The organism is Pseudarthrobacter sp. W1I19, from assembly GCF_030817835.1.
Lineage (GTDB): Bacteria > Actinomycetota > Actinomycetes > Actinomycetales > Micrococcaceae > Arthrobacter.
Genome location: NZ_JAUSZR010000001.1, coordinates 4,282,224 through 4,302,602, shown reverse-complemented (window position 1 = coordinate 4,302,602; position 20,379 = coordinate 4,282,224). Strand labels below are relative to the sequence as shown.

Here is a 20,379-nt window from a genome sequence, read left to right as displayed (position 1 = left end):
CGCCTGCAAAGGAGCACCTGATGACCGAAAGCATTGCGCCCCCCAACACCAAAGCGGAAGCAAAACCCACTCGCGAACTGGCCAAAGTCGCCGTATCCGGCTGGCTGGGAACGGCCATGGAGTTCATGGACTTCCAGCTGTACTCACTGGCAGCAGCCATCGTCTTCAACAAGCTCTTCTTCCCCGACGTCAGTCCGGTCATCGGCCTCATCGCCGCCATGGCAACGTACGGCGTGGGCTATGTTGCCCGTCTTGCGGGTGCCGTTTACTTCGGCCGGATGGGTGACAGGATCGGCCGCAAGAAGGTCCTCTTCATCACTATCGCCCTGATGGGTGCGTCCACAACGCTGATCGGCGTCCTTCCCACCTACGCCATGATTGGCATCTGGGCCCCCATCCTGCTGGTGGCCCTGCGCCTGGCACAGGGCTTCGGTGCCGGCGCCGAGATCGCCGGCGCTACCGTGATGCTGGCTGAGTTCGCTCCCGCCCGCCGCCGCGGCCTCATCTCTTCCCTCGTGTGCCTGGGCACCAACTCGGGAACCCTCGCCGCATCTGCCATTTGGGCAATCCTGGCCGCAACGCTCTCCGAGGAACAGCTCCTGGCCTGGGGCTGGCGCCTGCCGTTCCTGTTCAGCTTCGTGCTGATGATCTTCGCCGTCTGGGTCCGCCGCTCCCTCAAGGAAAGCCCGGTCTTCGAAGAGCGCGCCGACGTCGTCGATGGCGTTGCACTGTCTAAGAGCGAAATTGCCGCGGCGCAGGAACTGGCAAAGACCAGCACCATCGAGGCTGCGTTGCACCAGCGCAAGGGCAAGGCTTTCCTGATCGCCCTGGGCCTTCGCTTCGGGCAGGCAGGCAACTCCGGCCTCGTGCAGACCTTCCTCGTGGGCTACATCGCCACCGTCCTCCTGGTGGACAAGAGCGTGGCCACCAGCGCCATCATGTACGGCTCGCTGCTCGGCTTCCTCACCATCCCGGTTATGGGCCTCCTGGGTGACCGCTTCGGCCGCCGGCCGCTCTACCTGGCACTCAGCTCCCTCACTGCACTGTTCGCCATTCCCATGATGTTGATGGTCACCAGCGGCAACACCACACTCATCACTATCGCGATGGTCGTAGGACTGAACCTGGGCGTACTGAGCCTCTTCGCCATGGAGAGCGTCACCATGGCCGAGTTCTTCGGCGCCCGGACCCGCTTCACCCAGCTCGCGCTCGCCAAGGAGATCGGCGGCATCCTCGCCACCGCCATCGGGCCGCTGCTGGCCGCCACGCTCACCGCGATCACCGGTCACTGGTGGCCCCTGGCCGCGATGCTCGTCGCCTACTCACTGATCACCCTCATCTCGGCCTTCGTTGGTCCCGAGGTCCGCGGCCGCGACATGGTCCGCCTGGAAGACGCAGTATGAAAGCCGTTGTAGTCCACGGCGCCAACGACCTGCGCATTGACGAACGGCCCGAGCCGGTTGCCGGTCCCGGGGAAGTAGTGCTCGACGTCGAATGGGGCGGCATCTGCGGATCTGACCTTTCGTACTGGCGCCACGGCGGCTCGGGGACAGCTGTACTGAAGTCGCCGCTGGTCCTCGGCCACGAGGTGGCCGGCCGGATTGCGCAACTGGGCGCCGGCGTCACGGACCTTGAGGTGGGGCAGCCGGTCACCGTCCACCCCGCGGAACTGGTGGGCGACGGCACCATGCCGGAGCGCCTCGCCGGCCGGACCAACCTCTACCCGCAGATCCGGTACTTCGGCTCGGCCGCCTTCGACCCCCATACTGATGGCGGCTTCAGCGAACGCAAGCTCGCCCGCGCCTCCCAGGTCCGGCCGCTGCCCGAGGGCGTGGACACGCTGCACGGCGCACTGGCCGAACCCCTCGCGGTCGCCCTTCACGCCGTCAGCCGGGCTGGCAGCCTCGCTGGCCGGGACGTCCTGGTGAACGGCGCCGGCCCCATCGGGTCCCTGGTGGTCGCAGCAGCCAAGCACGCCGGCGCCAGGAACGTCATCGCCACCGACATCAGCGAGGCGTCACTGGCCATTGCGAAGGCCATGGGTGCCGACGAGGTGCTGAACGTCTCCGGCGGCGGCTCCCTCCCGCAGGACATGGAACTTGTATTCGAGGCCACCGGCATTCCGGCAGTGCTCGGCGGGGTCCTGCGCGCCACAGCCCGCGGCGGCACCATCGTCCAGGTGGGCAACCTGCCCGGCGCCCCCGCCCCCGCGGCACTGGGTGACCTGGTGACGCGCGAGATCACCTGGATCGGCTCCTACCGGTTCGTGGACGAGATCACCGACGCCCTGCGCGCCATGGCCGAAGGCCTCGACGTGTCACCGGTCATCACCCACACGTTCGATCTCGACCAGGCCGAGGAAGCCATGCGTGTCTCGGCGGATCCGGCCGCCGGCAGCAGCAAGGTCATGCTCCGCCTCACCGCTAGCTGACCATCCCTAACACCCACCCCCGCCCAACTAAGTAGCAGTGAGTGTCGTTATGGCGGCCCATAACGACACTTACTGCGACCTACTTGCTCTATCTCCCACCCACCTGAAGGACCAACCAGTGAAGATCACCGACGCACGGGTAGTGGTTTCGTCGCCCGGACGGAACTACGTCACGCTCGTTATTGAAACCGAGGACGGCATCACCGGCATCGGCGACGCCACCCTGAACGGGCGCGAGCTGTCCGTGGCGTCCTACCTGTCCGAGCACCTCTGCCCGCTGCTGATCGGCCGGGACGCGCGCCGCATCGAGGACGCCTGGCAGTACTTCTACAAAGGTGCCTACTGGCGCCGCGGCCCGGTGACCATGACCGCCATCGCCGCCATCGACGTCGCGCTCTGGGACATCAAGGGCAAGGCCGCCGGCATGCCGGTGTACGAACTCCTGGGCGGCGCAGCCCGCGAGGGCGTGATGGTCTACGGCCACGCCAGCGGCTCCACCTTGGAGGACCTCAGCGCCGACTTCCAGCAGCACCTGGACCTTGGCTACAAGGCCATCCGCGCGCAGGCCGCCGTGCCCGGCCTTGAGAAGACCTATGGAATTGCGCCGGTGGACGGCAAACTCTACGAGCCCGCCAGCGGCAACGTTCCCCAGGAGGACACGTGGGAGACAACGGCGTACCTGGACTTCGCGCCAAAAATGATGGCGCATGTGCGCGAACAGTTCGGCTACAACGTGCACGTGCTGCACGACGTGCACCACCGCCTGACCCCCATCGAGGCCGGCCGGCTGGGCGCCTCGCTGGAACAGTACCGGCCCTTCTGGATCGAGGACCCTACGCCGGCCGAGGACCAGTCCGCGTTCCGCCTGATCCGCCAGCACACCACCACGCCCATCGCGGTGGGCGAGGTGTTCAACTCGATCTGGGACTGCCAGCAGCTGATCACCGAACGGCTGATCGACTACATCCGCACCTCCGTGTCGCACGCCGGCGGCATCACCCACCTGCGCCGGATCTTCTCCCTCGCCGACCTCTACGGTGTGCGCTCCGGCTCACACGGCGCCGGCGACCTCTCGCCGGCCTCCTTCGCCGCGGCCCTGCATGTTGACATGAGCATCCCCAACTTCGGCATCCAGGAGTACATGGGCCACCGGGAACCTGCCAACGAAGTCTTCACCACCTCCTACACCTTCAACGACGGCTACATGCACCCAGGCGATGCTCCCGGCATCGGCGTGGAATTCAACGAGGAAGCCGCCGCCCGATTCCCGTTCGACCCCAAGTACCTGCCCATCAACCGGCGGCTCGACGGATCGGTGCACGACTGGTGAGCATTCCAACGCAACACCCGAAGCAAGAGCCCTTCGACGTCGTCGTGATGGGGGAGATCCTGGTTGAGGTGGCCACCGACGTGGCGTTCGGCCACGGCGTCCCCGCCCAGCTCGGCATCTCCGGTGACGCCCTCAACGTCGCTGCGGCAGCGGCTGCTGCGGGCGCCCGCGTGGGCCTCCTGTCCGTGCTGACCGACGACGACCTGGGCAAGGCGATCGCCGCCAGGATCGTGGAGCTCGGCGTTTCCCCGGACCTGCTGAAGTTCCGCCGCGGCCAGCAGGGCGTCTACCTGGTCCACTGCGACCCGGACGGCCAGCGCGAGTTCTCGTACGCCCGCACCGGGAGCGTCGGCTCCACGTTGGGGCCCGACGACGTGGACCCGGCCATTTTCGCCGCTGCCGGCGCCGTGGTGGCCGGAGGCATCGCCTGCGCTATCTCCGAGTCATCGCGGGCGGCGGTCTTCAAGGCCGCCGCCGTGGCCAGGCGCTTCGTGTTCGATCCCAACTTCCGCCCCCGCCTCACCTCGGTGGAGGAGGCGACGGCGGCACTGCTGCAGCTGGCGCCCCGCGCCTTCGTGGTGACTCCATCCTTCCCCGGCGAAACGTCGGCCCTCCTGGACTGCCCGACGCCGGTTGAGGCTGCCGCGAAGCTGCGCAGCTTGGGTGCGCGGAACGTCGCTGTTACCTGCGGTGCCGACGGCATCCAACTGGACGGCGAAGGCCAGGACAAAACCTGGATCGACTCGATTCCGGCTCCGGCAGTGGTGGACCAGACCGGCGCGGGCGACGCCTTTGTCGGCACCCTCACCGCCCGCCTGGTCCTTGGCGATGATCTTCCCGCCGCGGCGCGGTACGGTGCAGCAGCTGCGTCACTGGTGGTGGGCGGCAAGGGCGGCACCGGCTTCATCCCCACGCTGGAGCAAACCCGCGCCCACGCTTCCAGCAGCCTGGCACCGGAAGGAGCAGCGCCATCACACGCCTGAGCGCCGCCTCCCTTACCGGCAACGGCAAACACCGCACGCCCCTCGCAGACCGGACCATCCGGCCCGGAATCGTCCACCTCGGACTTGGCGCCTTCGCCCGCGCCCACACCGCGGTGTTCACCGAAGAAGCCATGCTCACCACCGGCGATTCCTGCTGGGGGATCATCGGGGTCACGCAGCGTTCAGACACCGTTGCACGCCAGCTGGCCCCGCAGGACGGACTCTTCTGCGTCGCTGAGCGGGGGAGCGGGGCCACGCCGCTGCGCGTGGTGTCCAGCATCGTGGAGGCCATCTCCGGCCGGGACCAGCCGGATGCCGTCGTGGACCGGATCGCCGCAGACAGCACCAAGGTGGTGACCCTCACGGTCACCGAAAAGGGCTACCGCATCGATCCACACAGCGGTTCCCTGAACCTGGAAGACGAGCAGGTCCAGGCCGATCTTGCCGGGAACCCGCCGCTGACCGCCATTGGACAGGTCACCCGCGGCATCCAGAAGCGGGCCCTGGCCGGCGGGGGACCGCTCACCGTGGTCTCGTGCGACAACCTGCCGGGTAACGGTGAACTGACCGGAACACTGGCCCGGGCATTCGCCGCCGCCCTGCCCGAGGACGAATCCGGGCCGCTGCTTGCCTGGCTCGAGGAGAACGTCACCTTCCCCAGCACCATGGTGGACCGGATGGTGCCGGCCACCACGGAAGGTGACCTTGACGCCGTCGAACGTGAACTCGGACTCCGGGACGAGGCCGCCGTGGTGGCCGAACCCTTTATGCAGTGGGTCATCGAGGACAACTTCGCGGGGGACCGGCCCGCCTGGGAGAAGGCCGGGGCGCTGTTCAGCAACGATGTGGCTGCGTGGGAGGCGGCCAAGCTGCGTCTGCTCAACGCGAGCCACTCGATGCTGGCATACCTGGGCCTGGCCAGCGGCAAGGCGACTATCAGCGACGCCGTCGGGGAAGAGGCCTTCCGCGTGGCCTGCCAGCGGATGATGGCCGAGGACGCGCTGCCCACCATTAGCCTCCCCCAGGGATTGGATGGTAAAACGTACTGCGCCCAGGTCCTCGAGCGCTTCGCGAACCCTGCGCTGGGCCACACCACCGCCAAGGTGGGCAGCGACGGGTCGCAGAAGATCGGCCTCCGGCTCCTGACCACTGCCCGCGCCACGCTCGACGCCGGACGCGAGCCCCGCTGGGCCGCGCTCGCCGTGGCCGCGTGGATGCACCACGTGGCCACCACTGCTGCCGCAGTCCTGAACGATCCCTTGGCGGACGAGCTCCAGAAGGCCCTGCCCGCTGAGCGGTCCGCCGCCACCGTGGTGCCGGCCCTCCTGGGCGTGCGCAGCATCTTCGCCGAGGAACTCGCGGCCAACACCGCCTTCGCGGACCTGCTGACGCACTGGTACCGCATCATCGACACCGGGCTGGATGGCCTGAGAAAAGAGATTATCCATGGCTGACGCAACCAGCGTCCTGCACGTTTCCCCTGTCATCCCGGTGGTCACCATCGCCGACCCGCAGCACGCGGTTCCGGTGGCGCGCGCCCTGGTTGAGGGCGGGGTCCGCATCATCGAGCTGACGCTACGCACGGACAGCGCGCTTGAATCACTGAAGCGCATTGCCAACGAAGTACCGGACATCCTGGTGGGCGCCGGCACCATCCTCACCCCGGCCCAGGCAGACGACGCCGTCTCCGCGGGCGCCCAGTTCCTGGTCAGCCCGGGCGTGACGCCGTCGCTGCTGGACCACATGCTGCAGCTCGACGTACCGGTGCTGCCGGGTGTGGCCACCGTGGGCGAAGTGATGGCCGTCCTGGAGCGCGGCCTGAGGGCGATGAAGTTCTTCCCGGCCGGGCCCGCCGGCGGACCTGATTACCTCGCAGCGATCGGTGCACCCATCCCGGCCGTCCAGTTCTGCCCCACCGGCGGCATCAGCCTTGCCTCGGCGCCCGATTACCTGGCGCTGCCGAACGTCACGTGCGTCGGCGGGAGCTGGCTCACGCCGCGGGCTGCCGTGGAAGGTGAGGACTGGGCGCAGATTACCCGGCTGGCGCAGGGGGCTGCCGCGCTGGGCAAAGGCTAAGCAGGCCAACCTTCGGAGGGAAGGAACGACGGCGGGACCTCCCGCCGTCGCTCTGGCAGCGGCACAGCGGTGCTAGCCGTCCTGGTAGAGCCCCGTGAGCGCGTCGGTCAGGGCGGTGATTCCAGTGGGCGGTTCGTCGTGCCACCAGGCGAGCCAGACCGGGATGCGCGGTCCGTCGCTCACCGGCCGGTAGCTGACGCCCTGCCGCGGATGGTGGACCGCTGTGGCCTCCGACGTCATGCCCACACCTTTGCCGGCGGCGATGGTGTCCAGCCAGTTGTCCAGACCGGTGGTCTGGAGGATGTGCGGGCCCTTCCCCTTGGCCCACAGGTCACTCCGGGTGGTGCCTGTCCTCGGATCAACAATGACTTCGCGCGAAGCAAGGTCCTTCATCCGCAGGCTCCGGCGCCGGGACCATTCTGAGTCATCGGAAGCAAACACGGCCACCCGCCGTTCCAGCCCCACGACGACGGCGTCAAAGCGCTGCGGATCCAGGGGTGTCCGGACAATCGCGGCATCGCACATCCCCTCAGCCAGCCCGCCGGACGCAGAGTTGTGGCGGACCAGTTCCAGGTCAATGTCCGGGTTCGCCCGTGCCCAGCCTCGAAGCAACGGAGTCGTGTGTTTTCCGACGGCGGACCAGGCGTAGCCGAGCCGCAGCGACGTGTGGCCGGCTTGGAGCAGGTCCTCGAGTTTGTCCAGCTCTGCCACCACCCGCCGGGCCTGCGGCAGGAATCGCTGGCCCAGGGCTGTGGGCTCGCACCCCCGAGGCATCCTCCGCAGGAGCCGGCCGCCTGCCCTCCGCTCCAGGCCCGCTATTCCGCGCGAAACAGCGGCCTGGGAGACACCCAAGTCGATGGCGGCATCGGTGAAGGTGCCGGCATCAATGACTGCAACAAAGGCCCGCAGTTCATGCAACTTCCAGTCCATAACCAAAGCGTATAGCGATGTCGAAGAATGCATTATGCGGATGGGAGAAGAATCCCTAGCCTCATTCCATGCGCGAGAAAACGAAAGCCAGGCCCGGCGCCGGAGCGGCGTCCGGTAAGGCAGTGCCCCGCGGCCGCGGCTTTGGCATCACCCTCATGCTCGCCAGCGCCGCGAGCAACCAGGCCGGCGCGGCGGCCGGCGCGCTGGCATTTCCCGCCATCGGGCCTTTCGGGGTGGTCGCCGTGCGCCAACTGGTCAGCGCGGCAGTGCTGTCCGCCGTCGCCCGCCCGTCCTTCCGTGGGCTGACGCGCCGTGAGTGGTGGCCCGTGGTCGGGCTGGCCATCACGTTCAGCGTGATGAACCTGAGCCTATACAGCGCGGTGGAGCGGGTGGGCCTGGGGCTTGCCGTGACACTCGAATTCCTGGGGCCGCTGGCGGTGGCCGTCTGCGCCTCGCGCCGAGTGGCGGACATTGCCTGCGCCCTTGCGGCCGGTGCCGGTGTCGTCCTGCTCACCAACCCGGGACCCTCCAGCGACCTGCCCGGCATTGGCCTTGGCCTGGTCGCCGCTGCCGCATGGGCCGCCTACATCCTGCTTAACAGGACGGTGGGGCAACGTCTCCCAGGTCTTCGCGGAACGGCGACGGCGAGCGTGCTGGCCGCCGTCGTCTGGGGTCCGCTGGCGCTCCTCTGGTTCGCCATGCACCCGCCCACCCTGGCCGCCCTCGGCCTTGCGCTGGTGTGCGGAATCCTCGCGTCGGCTGTCCCCTACGCGGCGGACATCATCACCCTGCGCAGGGTGCCCGCCGGCCTCTTCGGGACCTTTATGAGCATCAATCCGGTCTGGGCTGCCGCTGCGGGCTGGCTCATCCTCGGCCAGAGCCTTGACGCGCGGGAAGTGGCGGGAATCGGCGTCATCGTGCTTAGTAACGTGCTGGTCAGCCGCTCCTCTGGCAGAGTATGAGCATGCTCACAGTTATTGGCGAAGGCCTCGTCGACGTTGTCCAGCGCGCCTCCGGGATCGAGGCCCACGTGGGCGGCAGTCCGCTCAATGTTGCGGTGGGCCTGGCCCGGCTGGACCACCCGGTGCAGTTCATCGGCCGGTACGGCCGGGATGCGTACGGCGATTCCGTCGCCGCGCACCTGCGCTCCAGTTCTGTGATGCTTCCGCTGGGCCCGGACGATCTTCCCACCAGCGTGGCCACCGCCCTGATTGACGACGACGGCGCCGCCACCTACACGTTCGACCTCACCTGGGAACTGCCCGGCATCGCCGACCGGCTGGCGTTTATGCTGCAGGGCACCACCCTGCTGCACACCGGCTCGATCGCCACGATGTTGGCGCCCGGCGCCACGGACGTGCTGGCCGCCGTCGAATACGCCCACCCGCGTGCCACCATCAGCTTCGACCCCAACTGCCGGCCCAGCATCATCACGGACGTGGACTATGCGCGCCGCCACACGGAAAAGTTCGTGTCACTGGCTGACGTGGTGAAGGCGTCCGACGAAGACCTCGCCTGGCTCTACCCGGACACGGACGTGCTGGACGCCGCCCGCCGGTGGCTGGAACTGGGCGGCAACGAGGGCCCGGCCATGGTGGTGGTCACCCGCGGCGCCGAGGGGCCGTGGGGGATAACCCGGGCCGGCGAGGCGCAGGTCCAGGCGCCCAGGGTTGAGGTTGCAGACACGGTGGGCGCGGGTGACTCCTTTATGGCAGCCCTGCTGTCCGGCCTGGTGGACCGCGGCCTGGACGGTGCCCAGAACCGCCAGGACCTGCGCGAACTCCCGGCCGAGGGCCTGGCCGAACTCCTGGCCCACGCGGCCAAGGCGGCAGCCGTTACGGTGTCCCGGCCGGGCGCCAACCCGCCCACACGCGCAGAACTGAACGGGGCCTCGGGGGAGGGTTAGGCCTTCGTTACCCCTCGCGGTTGTAGTAGGGCCACGGCAGGAAACGACGCTCACCGCGGCGGTCCGGTCCTTCCAGGGTGACTTTGCCCCTGGCTGCCCACTCCACGCCGCGGGGGAACATCCGGATGAACTCGATCCGCCGGAAGGTGTCGATGTCGTGCCCGATGGTGATGGTGAAGCTGCGGCCTTCGCCGTAGTTGTTGACCCAGGCAAGGGGCTGCAGCGTGTTGATGCCGGGAAGACCCTCGATGCCCTCCGCCGGTATGGCCACCGGATAGTGGGGCATGGGCCACATCGGCGCGTTCTGGTACGACTCCAGGTCGTCAAACATTGAGAGAAGCACCTCCGCACCTTCGTACAGCTGTACGCCCGTCAGGATGTCATCACCCGTCACCGTCCACGTGTCGCTGATGCCCTCCGCGATGGGGTGGCGGGGCCGGGCCGTCTGCAGCAGGGCCTCACCCCAGGGACGCGGACGCAGCCCGGTGGGAACGCTGAGCTTCGCGCCCCGCATGATGTTGTACTCCTCGGGGTAACCCCAGTCGTCCTCCTGCACCGCGGAGCCGTGGAACCAGACGATCCCTTTCCCGTCGTCGTGGACAAACTTCAGCAGGGCCGCGTCGGTTTCAGCGCCGAAACCGACAGCCTTTTCGTGGTAGCCGTCCCGGCCCTCGAACACAATGATGACCACGTCGTACCTGTCGATAACGTTCGCGCCGAGGCCCCGCGGGTCCTCGATGACGCGAACGCGGAACCGGCCCGTGTCCTCAAGCACGGTAGTAAGCCACTGGTTGTGGGCCCGGAAGCTGCGGAATTCGTTGTCGTGCTCGCAGGTCATATGCCCGGAGAGGATGAGTGCGTTCAACACATCGGCCATGTGCTCTGAGCTCCTTCTATTCGGCAAGGGCGGGTTAGGGAGAAAGCTTACATACTTTAGTGTGAAAGCGACATAACGATGCTACGATCGGTGTGCACCTAGAGAGAGTGAGCAACGATGCTTCTCGAAAGAGACCTCATCCAGTCCGTCGGCTTCCGCAACGTCACCGAGGGCGGGCGTGTGACCGGCTTCCAGTTCCGTGTCCGGATGCCTTCCTACCGCGGTATGGCCGCGTCGCTGATCGACGGCATTGCAGTCCGGGTGGGCAACATCGTCGACGTCGGCCCTGCCGTTCCGCGGTGGACCTTCGGCGGGCGGACCTACACGCTGCAGCAGCTCTGGGAAAGCGACGGCGTGCGCTGGCCCCTTGAGGAAGCGGCAGTGGTCACCGTTCCATTCGACGGCGGCCTGCCGCAGGGCGTCCATGAGCTCACCATCGAACTGCGGCTGCGCATGTCCTACATTCCCGTGGAGCACCAGCCCACCGTCCACCGCGTCAGCCGTGCGGTCACGCTGGCCCCGGAGGGCGGTGCGGGCACCTTCCGTTACGGCGTTTCCCTCTACAGCTACATGGGCGACTACGGCACGGTGATGGACCTGGAAACGGCGTTGGCCTCCATCGCCGACGTGGGGGCGACCGGCGTCGAGATCCTCGGTGAGGGCCACGTCCCCGGCTACCCCGAACCCGACCCGGCGTGGATCGACAACTGGTTCAGCCTGCTGGAGAAGTACTCCCTGGAGCCCACGAACTACGGGTCCTGGATCGATACCCGGCTGCACCCGGGACGGAGCATGACAGCTGCCGAGGGTGCAGAGGCGCTGCAGCGCGACCTGCGGCTGGCCCACCGGCTGGGCTTCGGCTTTGTGCGGCCCAAGATCGGCGTGGTGTCCAGCGACCTGGTTCCGGACCCCATCTGGACCGAATCGGTGCAGCGTTCCCTGGACCTCGCCCACGAACTGGGGATCATCATCTGCCCCGAGATCCATTCGCCCACGCCCATCAAGCACCCCGTCGTCGAGGACTACATCAGCCTCATCGAACGGACCGGAACCAAGAACTTCGGCCTGCTCATCGACACCGGAATCTTCCAGGACCGCCCTATCCCGCTGCGCGACGGCGAGACCCGCGAAACCCGGCCCGCGTTCCTGGACGGCATCGGCGTGGACCCTGCCGACTTCGCAGCGATTGCCCAGTATGTGGTGTTCGTCCAGGCGAAGTTCCACGACATCAACGACCAACTCGAGGACCAGCAGATTCCCTGGCTGCCCGTACTCAAGGCGCTCAAAGACGCCGGCTACACCGGCTACCTCTCCAGCGAATACGAAGGTGAGCGCACACCGTGGCGGGCCATCGAGCAGGTACGCCGCCAGCATGCCCTCATACGCCGCATAACTTCCGAACTTCCCTGACCCTTCCCACCTTCCAGCAAAGAGAACAGACAATGCCAAACGGACTTCTTGACGATTCAAGCCTCCGCGCCCCCACCCGGACGGCCTGGCCCTGGCCCTGACCCTGCCGTGGTACCGGAGCCTGTGGCTCTCCTCGGTCTCCAGCCTGCGGCTCACCATTGACGGGCAGGACGTTCCTGCCGGGGACCTGGCCCTGGAACTCGGCGGCGTCCGCTATGCGCTCGCCGACCTGCCGGCGCAGAGCGAAACCCTCTGGTACCTGCAGGAGCACCCCCTGCTGATCGCCAAGCGGGATACCCCGGTGGCCCTGGGCGGGGAGCACACCGTCCAACTCATCGGGGAGCTGCGCCTGCCTTACATGCAGATCGCCCCGGGCCAGGACGGCGGCCCCGGGATGTATGTCCCCAACTTCGTGAACCAGACGCTCGAGCTGACTGTCACGGACAAGGCCGCTGCGGCTCCTGTATTAAGGACGGCGGTCACCCCGCCTCCGCCAAAGGCTGAGGACGATCCGTTCTCGCTCGGGCTCACCCTGTATTCGGCCAGCGCCGAGTTCCGGGCCGGCTGGTACGACTTTGACGGCCTGCTGAACCGCGTGGCCGAGCTGGGCATCGGCCCCGGCATCGAGATCGTGGCCTCCCAGGTCCTGCCGACCTATCCGCACGTCTCGGATGACTTCGCCCGTTCCTGGCAGGAGGCCTTCGACAAGCATGGGTTCACCGCCAGCTCCTTCGGCGCCAACCTGGACATGGGCCGGCGCCGCGACCGGGATATGACACCCGACGAGGAATACGAGTTCACACAGACGCTCTTCCACGGTGCCAAGAAGCTCGGGTTCCCGCTGGTCCGCATCCAAAGCGCCAAGCCGGACCTGCTGCGACGGCTGCTGCCGCTCGCCGAGGACCTGGAGCTCAAGCTTGCCTACGAGATCCACGCACCACTGGGTCCCAACTCCCCGGAGATCATGAAGGTCCGCGACGTGTACGCGGAGCTCGATTCACCGCTGCTGGGTTTCGTGGCGGACTTCTCCTCCACCATGCACAGCATGTCTCCCACGCTCCTGCGCGCCGTCCGCCGTGCAGGGCTCGACGACGAAGCCGTCCAGAAGCTGCAGGCCATCTGGGCCACCGATGCCCCCATGCGCGCGCGGCAGGAGGAGTTCATCGGCTACCTGCGGGCACGCGACTTCGATCCTGCCCGCCTCGGTTCCTTCGCGCACCTGGCCTTCAACATGCACGGCCATGTCAGCCCGACGGAATGGGCGGACATCATGCCGCAGATCATGCACGTCCACGCCAAGTTCTACGACATCGATGAGCACGGCAACGAGCCCGCCATCGACTACCCGGAACTGGTCCGCGTGTTCGTGGAGGGCGGGTACCGCGGCTACTGGTCCAGCGAATGGGAGGGCCACGCCTTCGCCGAGCTTGGCGAGGTGGATCCGCTGCTGCTGGTCCGCAAACAGCACGACCTCATCCGCAAGAGCATGCGCTGGGCACTGGCGACAGCCTGACCCCCAGCGTTGTGCACCCCCGGTGCCCGTCCGTTCACCCGGCCGGGCACCGCGGCATTTAAGCTGAGGCTTGAGGAGCGTCCTTGGCGGCCGCGGCGGCGACGATATCGGCAGCCTCCTTGAACAGGCCACGCATCCACTCATGCTCCGAATCGCGGTTGTGCACCGGATGCCACCAGAGGGCGTTCACCAGCGGTGTGGCATCGAAGGGCAGCGGGAGGATCCGCACGCCGCCCACCCGCAGCGCGAACGGTATCAGCGCCGCCTGGATGAGCGCGATCCGGTTGGTTCCCACCACAAAATGCGGCAAGGACTGGAAACTCTCCACCACCACGTCCACGCGCGGCTCAACACCGAGCTGCATGATCTGGCGTTCCGCCGAGGTTGACGCGGACCGGGTCTGGTACGTCATCACCCACGGAAGTTCGGCAATGTTGTCCATGGTGATTTTTTCGCCGACGGCGTCGTTGGAGGTAGAGACCACCGCCACCCAGCCGTCCCGCCACAGGTCCAGGTAGGGAAGGCCGGAAAGGAACCCGTGCGGAATCACCATGCCGTCCACGGAACGGAGGCGGTTGGCTGCATCTTCCACCACCATCGGGTTGTGCAGCATGAACCGGAACCGGACGCCCGGCGCGCGCTCCGCAGCAAGCTCGGAAACCACGCGGCCAATGGTGGTAAATCCGTAATCGGAGCCGTAGATGGAGAACTCCCGCTCGGATTCGCTGGGCTCCCACGTGGCCTGGCTCTCGAAGACGCGCCGTGCCGCCTCCAGCGCGGTGGTGGTGTGCTCAGCCAACCGCAGCGCGAAGGGGGTGAGTTCATAGGCATTGCCGCGGCGTGCCAGGATGGGATCGCCGAAATGGGACCGGAGCCGCGCGAGCGAAGCGCTCAGCGCCGGCTGGCTCAGATGGAGCCGCTCGGCCGCCCTCGTCACGCTGCGCTCGGTAATGAGGGCATCCAGCGAGATCAGCAGGTTGAGGTCGAGCCGGGAAAGCAGGACATTATTCGTCACGGCACGTCGATCTTTCAACGGTGAACTTTCGTCCCGCCAGTGTATCAGCGGCATCAATAGAGCCGGTGTGGTGCATCACAAGTCCCGATGCAGGGAGGGCTTCCGCAGACCCCCGTGAAACTTATGTCTAGCATCTGCAATACTTATGTGCTTTTTCTGCACATCTCCTGCATACTGATGAGTGACCGGGGTCACGGCTCCCGGATATTTTCGACAACGAAGTCAGAAAGGCTGGACATGACACAGCACCGTCGCTATTCAGGCCTCAAGGCCGGCGCCCTCGCCGTCCCCACCATCGCCGCCCTCGTCCTCACCGGCTGCTCGGCCTCCACCGGCAGCAACGCCTCCTCCGGAGGCTCGAAGGAATTCTCGCTGTCCTTCGCCACCTCCAACACCATCGAAAGCCCCTTCCAGGTGCTCGCAGAGAAGTACATGGAGGCGAACCCGGACGTGAAGATCACGTTCAACCCGCAGCCCAATGACTCCTACGACCAGACCCTGCGCACCCAGCTCCAGGCGGGCAACGCCTCGGACGTCGTGGTGACCTCGCCCGGAGCCGGCACCGGACGCAGCATCCTGCCGCTCGCCGAAGCCGGCTTCCTTGAGCCGCTGGACGATGCCGCCAAGGAGCTGCTCCCCGAGGGAAGCGACAGCACCTTCGGAACCGACGGCAAGGTCTACGGCCAGGCCACGGAAATTACCGTCGCTGCCCTGGTGGCGAACGAGACGGCCGCAGAGGCGGCCGGCGGGTTCCCTGCCGACTTCTCCTCCCTCGAGGAACAGTGCAAGAGCCTGGAGTCGTCCGGCAAATCCCTGTTTGCGCTCGCGGGAGCAGCCCCTCCCAACACCGGCCTGATGGCGATGTCACTGGCGGCCTCCCGCGTTTACGCGGAAGACCCCAAGTGGAACGACAAGCGCGCTGCCAAGGAGACCACCTTCGCCGGTTCTGACGGCTGGAAGTCAGCCCTCGAAGCAGTCAACACCCTGAAGGACGCAGGATGCTTCCAGAAGGGCGCAGCAGGCGGCGGGTTCGACGCCATCACCAAGGGCCTTGCCGGTGGAACATCCGTGAGCGGGTTCATCCCGGCCCCCAGCTGGAAGCAGCTGGAATCCGCCGCCGGCGGTGCAAAGTTCGGCGTCCGGGCCTTGCCGGCGGAAAGCTCAAGCAAGAGCTACGTCTTCGCCAGCGCGAACTACGCCTTCTCCATCAACGCGGCCTCCAAGAACAAGGACGCCGCCAAGGCTTTCCTTGACTGGGCTGCAGAGCCGGAGCAGACCAAGGCCTTTGCCGAGATCGACGGCGCCCTTCCGGTCACGGGACTGGACAAGTACGACTTCGAGGGCGGCGCCTACAAGAACGTCGGCGACCTGATCAAGGACGGCAAGTACGGCCCGCTGCCGAACATCCAGTGGCCGAACTCCGCTGTCTACGACGCGCTGGCCACGGGAGTCCAAGGCATCATCACGGGCCAGAAGAGCCCTGACCAGGTCCTGCAGGCCATGGACGCCGCCTGGGGCCAGTAGCGTTTTTCACCATCAACGTTCCGACCACTCAAAGGGACAAGCAAGGAATACCATGACTGCGACGATGCAACCGAAAAGCGAAGCAGCAGAAGCACCCCGGCGAGGCAGGCGCACTCCGGGGGCGGGCCAGAACGCCCGCTCCCGGGGCCACGGCCTGGAGTTCGGACACTGGTGGTGGGCCCTGCCCGGGATCGCCCTGGTGTTTGCCATCCACTATGTGGCAACCGGAATCGGCGGATTCTTCGCCTTCACCAACTGGACGGGCATTGGCGCGTTCAAGATCACGGGCTGGGCAAACTTTGAGGCCATCTTCAAGGACCCCACGAAAGTCGGAGCCCTCTCCAACACGCTCTTCCTGGCCTTTGGCTCGGTTCTCCTGGGCAACATCGCCGGGCTTGTCATCGCGTTGGGCCTGAACCGCATCCTCAAGACGCGCTATATCCTCCGGACCCTGTTCTTTATGCCGGTGGTGCTCAGCCCGCTGGCCACGGCCTATATCTGGAAGTACATCTTCGACTTCGACGGTCCGCTCAATGCCTTCCTCACGGCAATAGGCGCCGGCGACCAGGCCAAGCCGTGGCTGGCAGACCCCCAGTGGGCCATCTGGACCGTCCTGGTGGTGCTGGTCTGGTCTTCCACCGGTTTTGCCATGGTGATCTTTATGGCCGGCCTGGCCGGTGTCCCCGCGGAAGTGGAGGAGGCGGCGGCCATTGACGGCGCCAACCTGTGGCAGCGGTTCCGGAACGTTACCCTGCCCGCCACCCGCCCCGCCGTCGCCATCGCCACCACGCTGGGAATCGTCCAGGGACTGCGCGTCTTCGATCCCATCATGGCGCTCACCGGCGGCGGACCCGCAGGGGCAACCGAAACGCTGGCCACCCAGGTCTACAAGCAGGCGTTTGCACTCGGAAACTTCGGGGGCGGTGCCGCCCTGGCCCTGGTGCTCGCAGCCATCATCCTGATCTTCGCCGTAATCCAGCAGCGGCTGACGCGTTCGAACCCTGAGGACTAAGCCATGTTCCGCTACACCAAACTCACCCTGCTCCGCGAAGTGGGCCTGTGGGCGCTCGCCCTGATCTTCCTCACGCCGTTCTACTTCCTGGTGACAACAGCCCTGAAGCCGGACACCGAGCTCTTCACCACCTCAGCCCTGGCTCCGCCCAAAAGCCCGGACTTCAGCAACTTCATCGACGTCCTCACCGCCACCGGCAACTCCAACGTGGTGATGGGCCTGGTGAACAGCCTTATCATCACCGCGGGAAGCATCGTGGGGCTCATCGCCCTCGGCTCCATCACCGGCTACGTCATTTCCCGCAGCACCCGCCGCTGGAGCAAGGGCGCGTACTACCTCTTCCTGGTGGCCATCATCCTTCCCGGCCAGCTCGGCGCCGTTCCCCTCTACATGGGTGCTCGGGCGCTGGGACTCACCGGATCCGCATGGGGCCTGATCGTCCTCTACACCGGCATGCTCCTGCCGCTCTCGATCTTCCTTTACGCAAACTTCTTCCGCGGACTCGGCACGGACTACGAAGAAGCGGCCACCATCGACGGCGCCAGCAAGTCCCAGATCTTCTCCAAGGTGGTGTTCCCCATGATGGCTCCCGCCACGGGAACAGTCACCATCTTCGCCGGGCTCATCGTGTGGAACGACTTCTTCACGTCGCTGATCTTCCTGGGCGGCTCCGCCAACCAGACCCTGCCGGTGGCCATGTACTACTACATCGGCTCCCTTGTCTCCCAGTGGAACTCGATCTTCGCCATTGTCATCGTGTCCATGATCCCCATCCTCGCCCTGTTCCTGTTCGCACAGAAGCGCTTCATCCAGGGCTTCTCCGGCGGCCTGAAGGGCTGACCGGCCGCGCCGGAAAACCGCACTAAACCGCACAAGCGGCCTGCCGTGATCCTTTGCGCCCAAAAACAGGTCCGTCCGGACACGGCGCCGCCCCACATTCCTACTGACCACTCTCAACTACCCAGGAGCCACGCATGTACCAGCTCGCGCCCAACATCGACCTTTTGTTCTCAGAAGCAGGCACCAGCGCCGCCGACCGTGTCCGCGCCGCAGCCGCCGCCGGCTTTGACGCCGTGGAAATGTGGGGCCCCACGGGCAAGGACATTCCCGCCCTCAAGGAAGCCCTCGAGGAGACTGGAGTCCAGCTCACCGCCCAGCTGGCAGAACCGCGGATGCAGTTCATGATCCCGCCCAAGGACCACGCGCCGTTCTACACCGGACTGGATGCCGGCGTCGAAGTGGCCCGCCAGCTCGGCTGCCCCCGCATCGTGGTGGGCAGCGGCACCGGCTTCGGCGGCCGCAAGCGGCAGGACCAGCTGGACGAGCTGATCGAAATCTTCACCCAGGGCACAGCGCACATCGAGGGTTCCGGCATCACCCTGGTCCTCGAACCGGTGAACATCCGTGTTGACCACCCCGGAGCCCTCCTGGACCGCACATCCGAAGCTGTCTATGTCGCCAGGGGCGTCAACTCGCCCAACTTCGGCGTCCTTTACGACCTCTACCACTCCACCGTTGAGGGCGAGGACGTGGCCGCGGAGCTCGCCAACGCCGGGGACCTCATCAAGTACGTGCAGGTTGCCGACGCCCCGGGCCGCGGCGAGCCCGGCTCCGGCTCCATCGACTGGCCCGCCCGCTTCGCGGACCTGCGGACCAGCGGCTACACCGGCCCCATCGGCCTTGAGTACTACCCCACCATCGACTCGGCAAAGTCGGTGCGCCGCATCCAGGAACTGGTGGCGGGGCGGTGAGCGGTAAACGATATCCCGCCGCGGTAGACGTCGCGATCGTCGGCAGCGGCCCCACGGCCTCGGCCTACGCGCGGATCCTCAGCGAGGAAGCCCCCGGTGCCACGATCACCATGTTCGAAGTGGGCCCGACTGTCAGCAATCCGCCCGGGGCGCACGTCAAGAACATCGAGGACGCTGAGCTCCGGAGCCTGGCCCAGCGGGCGTCGGAAGGTCCCGGTGCCGGTGCCGCAACGGTGAACTCGCCGGGCGCCGTTAAAAGCGGCGAACGCCGCGCGCGCCCTGGAACCTACCTGCTGCAGGACGGCTACGCCTTCCCGGGCGAGGACGGCATGCCCGTCGCGGCCATGTCCAGCAATGTGGGCGGCATGGCCGCCCACTGGACCGCCGCCTGCCCCCGCCCGGGCGGCAAGGAGCGCATCCCGTTCCTGCCGGACCTGGAAGAGCTCCTTAACGATGCCGACCGCCTTTTGGGCGTGACCACGCACGCTTTTGATGGTGCCCCCTTCTCGGACCTGGTCCGCGAACGCCTCGCCACCGTAGTGGACAAGGGCCGAAAGCCTGCCTTCCGCGTCCAGCCCATGCCCCTTGCTGTACACCGGCGGCAGGATGGCGGCCTCGTGTGGTCAGGATCCGACGTCGTGATGGGGGAGGCCACCCGCGAAAACCCGCAGTTTGAACTCTTTGATGAATCGCTGGTGACCCGGGTGCTGGTGGAGGACGGCACTGCTGCCGGCATCGAAGTCCAGGACCGCCGCAGCGGTAACACTTATCAGGTGGCCGCCCGCTACGTTGTGGTGGGGGCGGACGCCCTGCGCACACCGCAGCTGCTGTGGGCTTCCGGGATCCGGCCCGATGCCCTGGGCCGCTACCTGAACGACCAGGCGCAGGTGGTGTTCGCGAGCAGGCTTCGCGATGTCCAGCCCGAGGACGCGCCGGCAGCCCCCAACGGCGCCCTCAGTGAGCAGAGCGGAGTCGCCTGGGTTCCCTACACGGACGAGGCGCCGTTCCACGGCCAGATCATGCAGCTGGATGCTTCCCCGGTTCCCCTGGCCGATGATGATCCCATCGTCCCGGGTTCCATTGTGGGGCTGGGTTTGTTCTGCGCCAAGGACCTGCAGCGCGAGGACCGGGTGGCGTTCGACGACGATACCTGCGACTCCTACGGCATGCCCGCCATGCGCATCCACTACCGCCTCACCGACCGCGACCACGAGATTCTGGACCGCGCCAGGCAGCAAATTGTCCGCCTGGGCAAGGCCGTGGGCGAACCCCTGGACGAGCGGCCCTTCGTCCTGCCACCGGGTGCCTCGCTGCACTACCAGGGCACCACGCGTATGGGCGAGACGGACGACGGCGAGAGCGTCTGTTCGCCGGACAGCCAGGTGTGGCAGGTCCCCGGCCTCTTTGTGGCCGGCAATGGCGTCATCCCCACCGCCACAGCATGCAATCCCACGCTGACGTCGGTGGCGCTCGCTGTGCGTGGCGCTCGAAAAATCGCTGAAGAAATCAATAGCGCTTTACTTATGTCTAAATCAGACAATAGACTGTCTAAATCATGAAGAAGCCCCCGCCAAGTGGCCACTTCGTTCCAGCACAGGTATTTCACTCACCGGCAAGGCAT

The 20,379-nt window shown here is 66.6% G+C and carries 18 protein-coding genes and 1 pseudogene; 16 read left to right on the top strand and 3 right to left on the bottom strand.

Features of this window, described 5'->3' with window-relative positions:
- The first annotated feature begins 20 nt into the window (after window positions 1-20).
- The 6 genes from QF038_RS19895 to eda all read left to right on the top strand — a co-directional run bounded on the left by QF038_RS19895 (window position 21) and on the right by eda (window position 6,820).
- On the top strand, window positions 21-1,403 hold the full coding sequence (locus QF038_RS19895) for an MFS transporter (RefSeq protein ID WP_307612573.1): 1,383 nt from the start codon (window positions 21-23) through the stop codon (window positions 1,401-1,403).
- On the top strand, window positions 1,400-2,431 hold the full coding sequence (locus tag QF038_RS19890; RefSeq protein WP_307612571.1) for an L-idonate 5-dehydrogenase: 1,032 nt from the start codon (window positions 1,400-1,402) through the stop codon (window positions 2,429-2,431). Before QF038_RS19895 ends, QF038_RS19890 begins: the two co-directional genes overlap by 4 nt.
- A gap of 118 nt (window positions 2,432-2,549) precedes the next feature.
- Window positions 2,550-3,761, top strand: a complete 1,212-nt coding sequence (manD, locus tag QF038_RS19885; RefSeq protein ID WP_307612569.1) for a D-mannonate dehydratase ManD — start codon at window positions 2,550-2,552, stop codon at window positions 3,759-3,761.
- Between the two features lie 47 nt (window positions 3,762-3,808).
- The gene (locus QF038_RS19880) at window positions 3,809-4,744 is read left to right on the top strand and encodes a PfkB family carbohydrate kinase (protein WP_307613542.1); all 936 of its coding nucleotides are present in this window, start codon (window positions 3,809-3,811) and stop codon (window positions 4,742-4,744) included.
- Window positions 4,732-6,198 (top strand): mannitol dehydrogenase family protein, encoded by a 1,467-nt coding sequence (locus QF038_RS19875; RefSeq protein WP_307613541.1) that lies wholly within the window; start codon window positions 4,732-4,734, stop codon window positions 6,196-6,198. Before QF038_RS19880 ends, QF038_RS19875 begins: the two co-directional genes overlap by 13 nt.
- Complete coding sequence (gene eda, locus QF038_RS19870; protein ID WP_307612567.1) at window positions 6,191-6,820, top strand: bifunctional 4-hydroxy-2-oxoglutarate aldolase/2-dehydro-3-deoxy-phosphogluconate aldolase; 630 nt, start codon at window positions 6,191-6,193, stop codon at window positions 6,818-6,820. Before QF038_RS19875 ends, eda begins: the two co-directional genes overlap by 8 nt.
- A 72-nt stretch (window positions 6,821-6,892) precedes the next feature.
- Here eda and QF038_RS19865 read toward each other — a convergent pair whose 3' ends face one another.
- Complete coding sequence (locus QF038_RS19865) at window positions 6,893-7,750, bottom strand: LysR family transcriptional regulator (RefSeq protein WP_307612564.1); 858 nt, start codon at window positions 7,748-7,750, stop codon at window positions 6,893-6,895.
- 68 nt (window positions 7,751-7,818) lie between these two features.
- On the opposite strand from QF038_RS19865, the gene QF038_RS19860 reads away from it, so the two are divergent.
- On the top strand, window positions 7,819-8,712 hold the full coding sequence (locus tag QF038_RS19860) for a DMT family transporter (protein WP_307612562.1): 894 nt from the start codon (window positions 7,819-7,821) through the stop codon (window positions 8,710-8,712).
- A gap of 2 nt (window positions 8,713-8,714) precedes the next feature.
- Window positions 8,715-9,656, top strand: a complete 942-nt coding sequence (locus QF038_RS19855) for a carbohydrate kinase (RefSeq protein WP_307612560.1) — start codon at window positions 8,715-8,717, stop codon at window positions 9,654-9,656.
- 7 nt (window positions 9,657-9,663) lie between these two features.
- Here QF038_RS19855 and QF038_RS19850 read toward each other — a convergent pair whose 3' ends face one another.
- Window positions 9,664-10,533, bottom strand: coding sequence for a ThuA domain-containing protein (locus tag QF038_RS19850; RefSeq protein ID WP_307612558.1), 870 nt, complete (start codon window positions 10,531-10,533; stop codon window positions 9,664-9,666).
- 117 nt (window positions 10,534-10,650) lie between these two features.
- Between QF038_RS19850 and QF038_RS19845 the strand changes: the two genes are divergently transcribed.
- The 3 genes and pseudogenes from QF038_RS19845 to QF038_RS19835 all read left to right on the top strand — a co-directional run bounded on the left by QF038_RS19845 (window position 10,651) and on the right by QF038_RS19835 (window position 13,456).
- A complete protein-coding gene (locus QF038_RS19845; protein ID WP_307612556.1) occupies window positions 10,651-11,943 on the top strand; it encodes a DUF6379 domain-containing protein in 1,293 nt (430 codons plus the stop codon).
- Window positions 11,944-12,028: 85 nt separating this feature from the next.
- Window positions 12,029-12,241 (top strand): annotated as a pseudogene (locus QF038_RS19840) (DUF6379 domain-containing protein); the annotation flags it as partial.
- A 3-nt stretch (window positions 12,242-12,244) separates the two neighbouring features.
- Window positions 12,245-13,456, top strand: a complete 1,212-nt coding sequence (locus QF038_RS19835) for a sugar phosphate isomerase/epimerase (RefSeq protein ID WP_307612553.1) — start codon at window positions 12,245-12,247, stop codon at window positions 13,454-13,456.
- A 58-nt stretch (window positions 13,457-13,514) separates the two neighbouring features.
- Here the strand turns inward: QF038_RS19835 and QF038_RS19830 are convergent, their stop codons facing one another.
- Window positions 13,515-14,471 (bottom strand): LysR family transcriptional regulator, encoded by a 957-nt coding sequence (locus QF038_RS19830; RefSeq protein ID WP_307612551.1) that lies wholly within the window; start codon window positions 14,469-14,471, stop codon window positions 13,515-13,517.
- Between the two features lie 237 nt (window positions 14,472-14,708).
- On the opposite strand from QF038_RS19830, the gene QF038_RS19825 reads away from it, so the two are divergent.
- The 5 genes from QF038_RS19825 (at window position 14,709) to QF038_RS19805 (ending at window position 20,317) form a co-directional block, all read left to right on the top strand.
- Complete coding sequence (locus QF038_RS19825; protein ID WP_307612549.1) at window positions 14,709-15,995, top strand: ABC transporter substrate-binding protein; 1,287 nt, start codon at window positions 14,709-14,711, stop codon at window positions 15,993-15,995.
- 52 nt (window positions 15,996-16,047) lie between these two features.
- A complete protein-coding gene (locus QF038_RS19820; RefSeq protein WP_307612547.1) occupies window positions 16,048-17,007 on the top strand; it encodes a carbohydrate ABC transporter permease in 960 nt (319 codons plus the stop codon).
- Between the two features lie 3 nt (window positions 17,008-17,010).
- A complete protein-coding gene (locus tag QF038_RS19815; protein ID WP_307612544.1) occupies window positions 17,011-17,847 on the top strand; it encodes a carbohydrate ABC transporter permease in 837 nt (278 codons plus the stop codon).
- A gap of 134 nt (window positions 17,848-17,981) precedes the next feature.
- Complete coding sequence (locus tag QF038_RS19810; protein ID WP_307612542.1) at window positions 17,982-18,758, top strand: TIM barrel protein; 777 nt, start codon at window positions 17,982-17,984, stop codon at window positions 18,756-18,758.
- Window positions 18,755-20,317: a GMC oxidoreductase gene (locus QF038_RS19805; protein WP_307612540.1), complete on the top strand. Its 1,563-nt coding sequence runs from the start codon at window positions 18,755-18,757 to the stop codon at window positions 20,315-20,317. Before QF038_RS19810 ends, QF038_RS19805 begins: the two co-directional genes overlap by 4 nt.
- Window positions 20,318-20,379 lie beyond the last annotated feature (62 nt).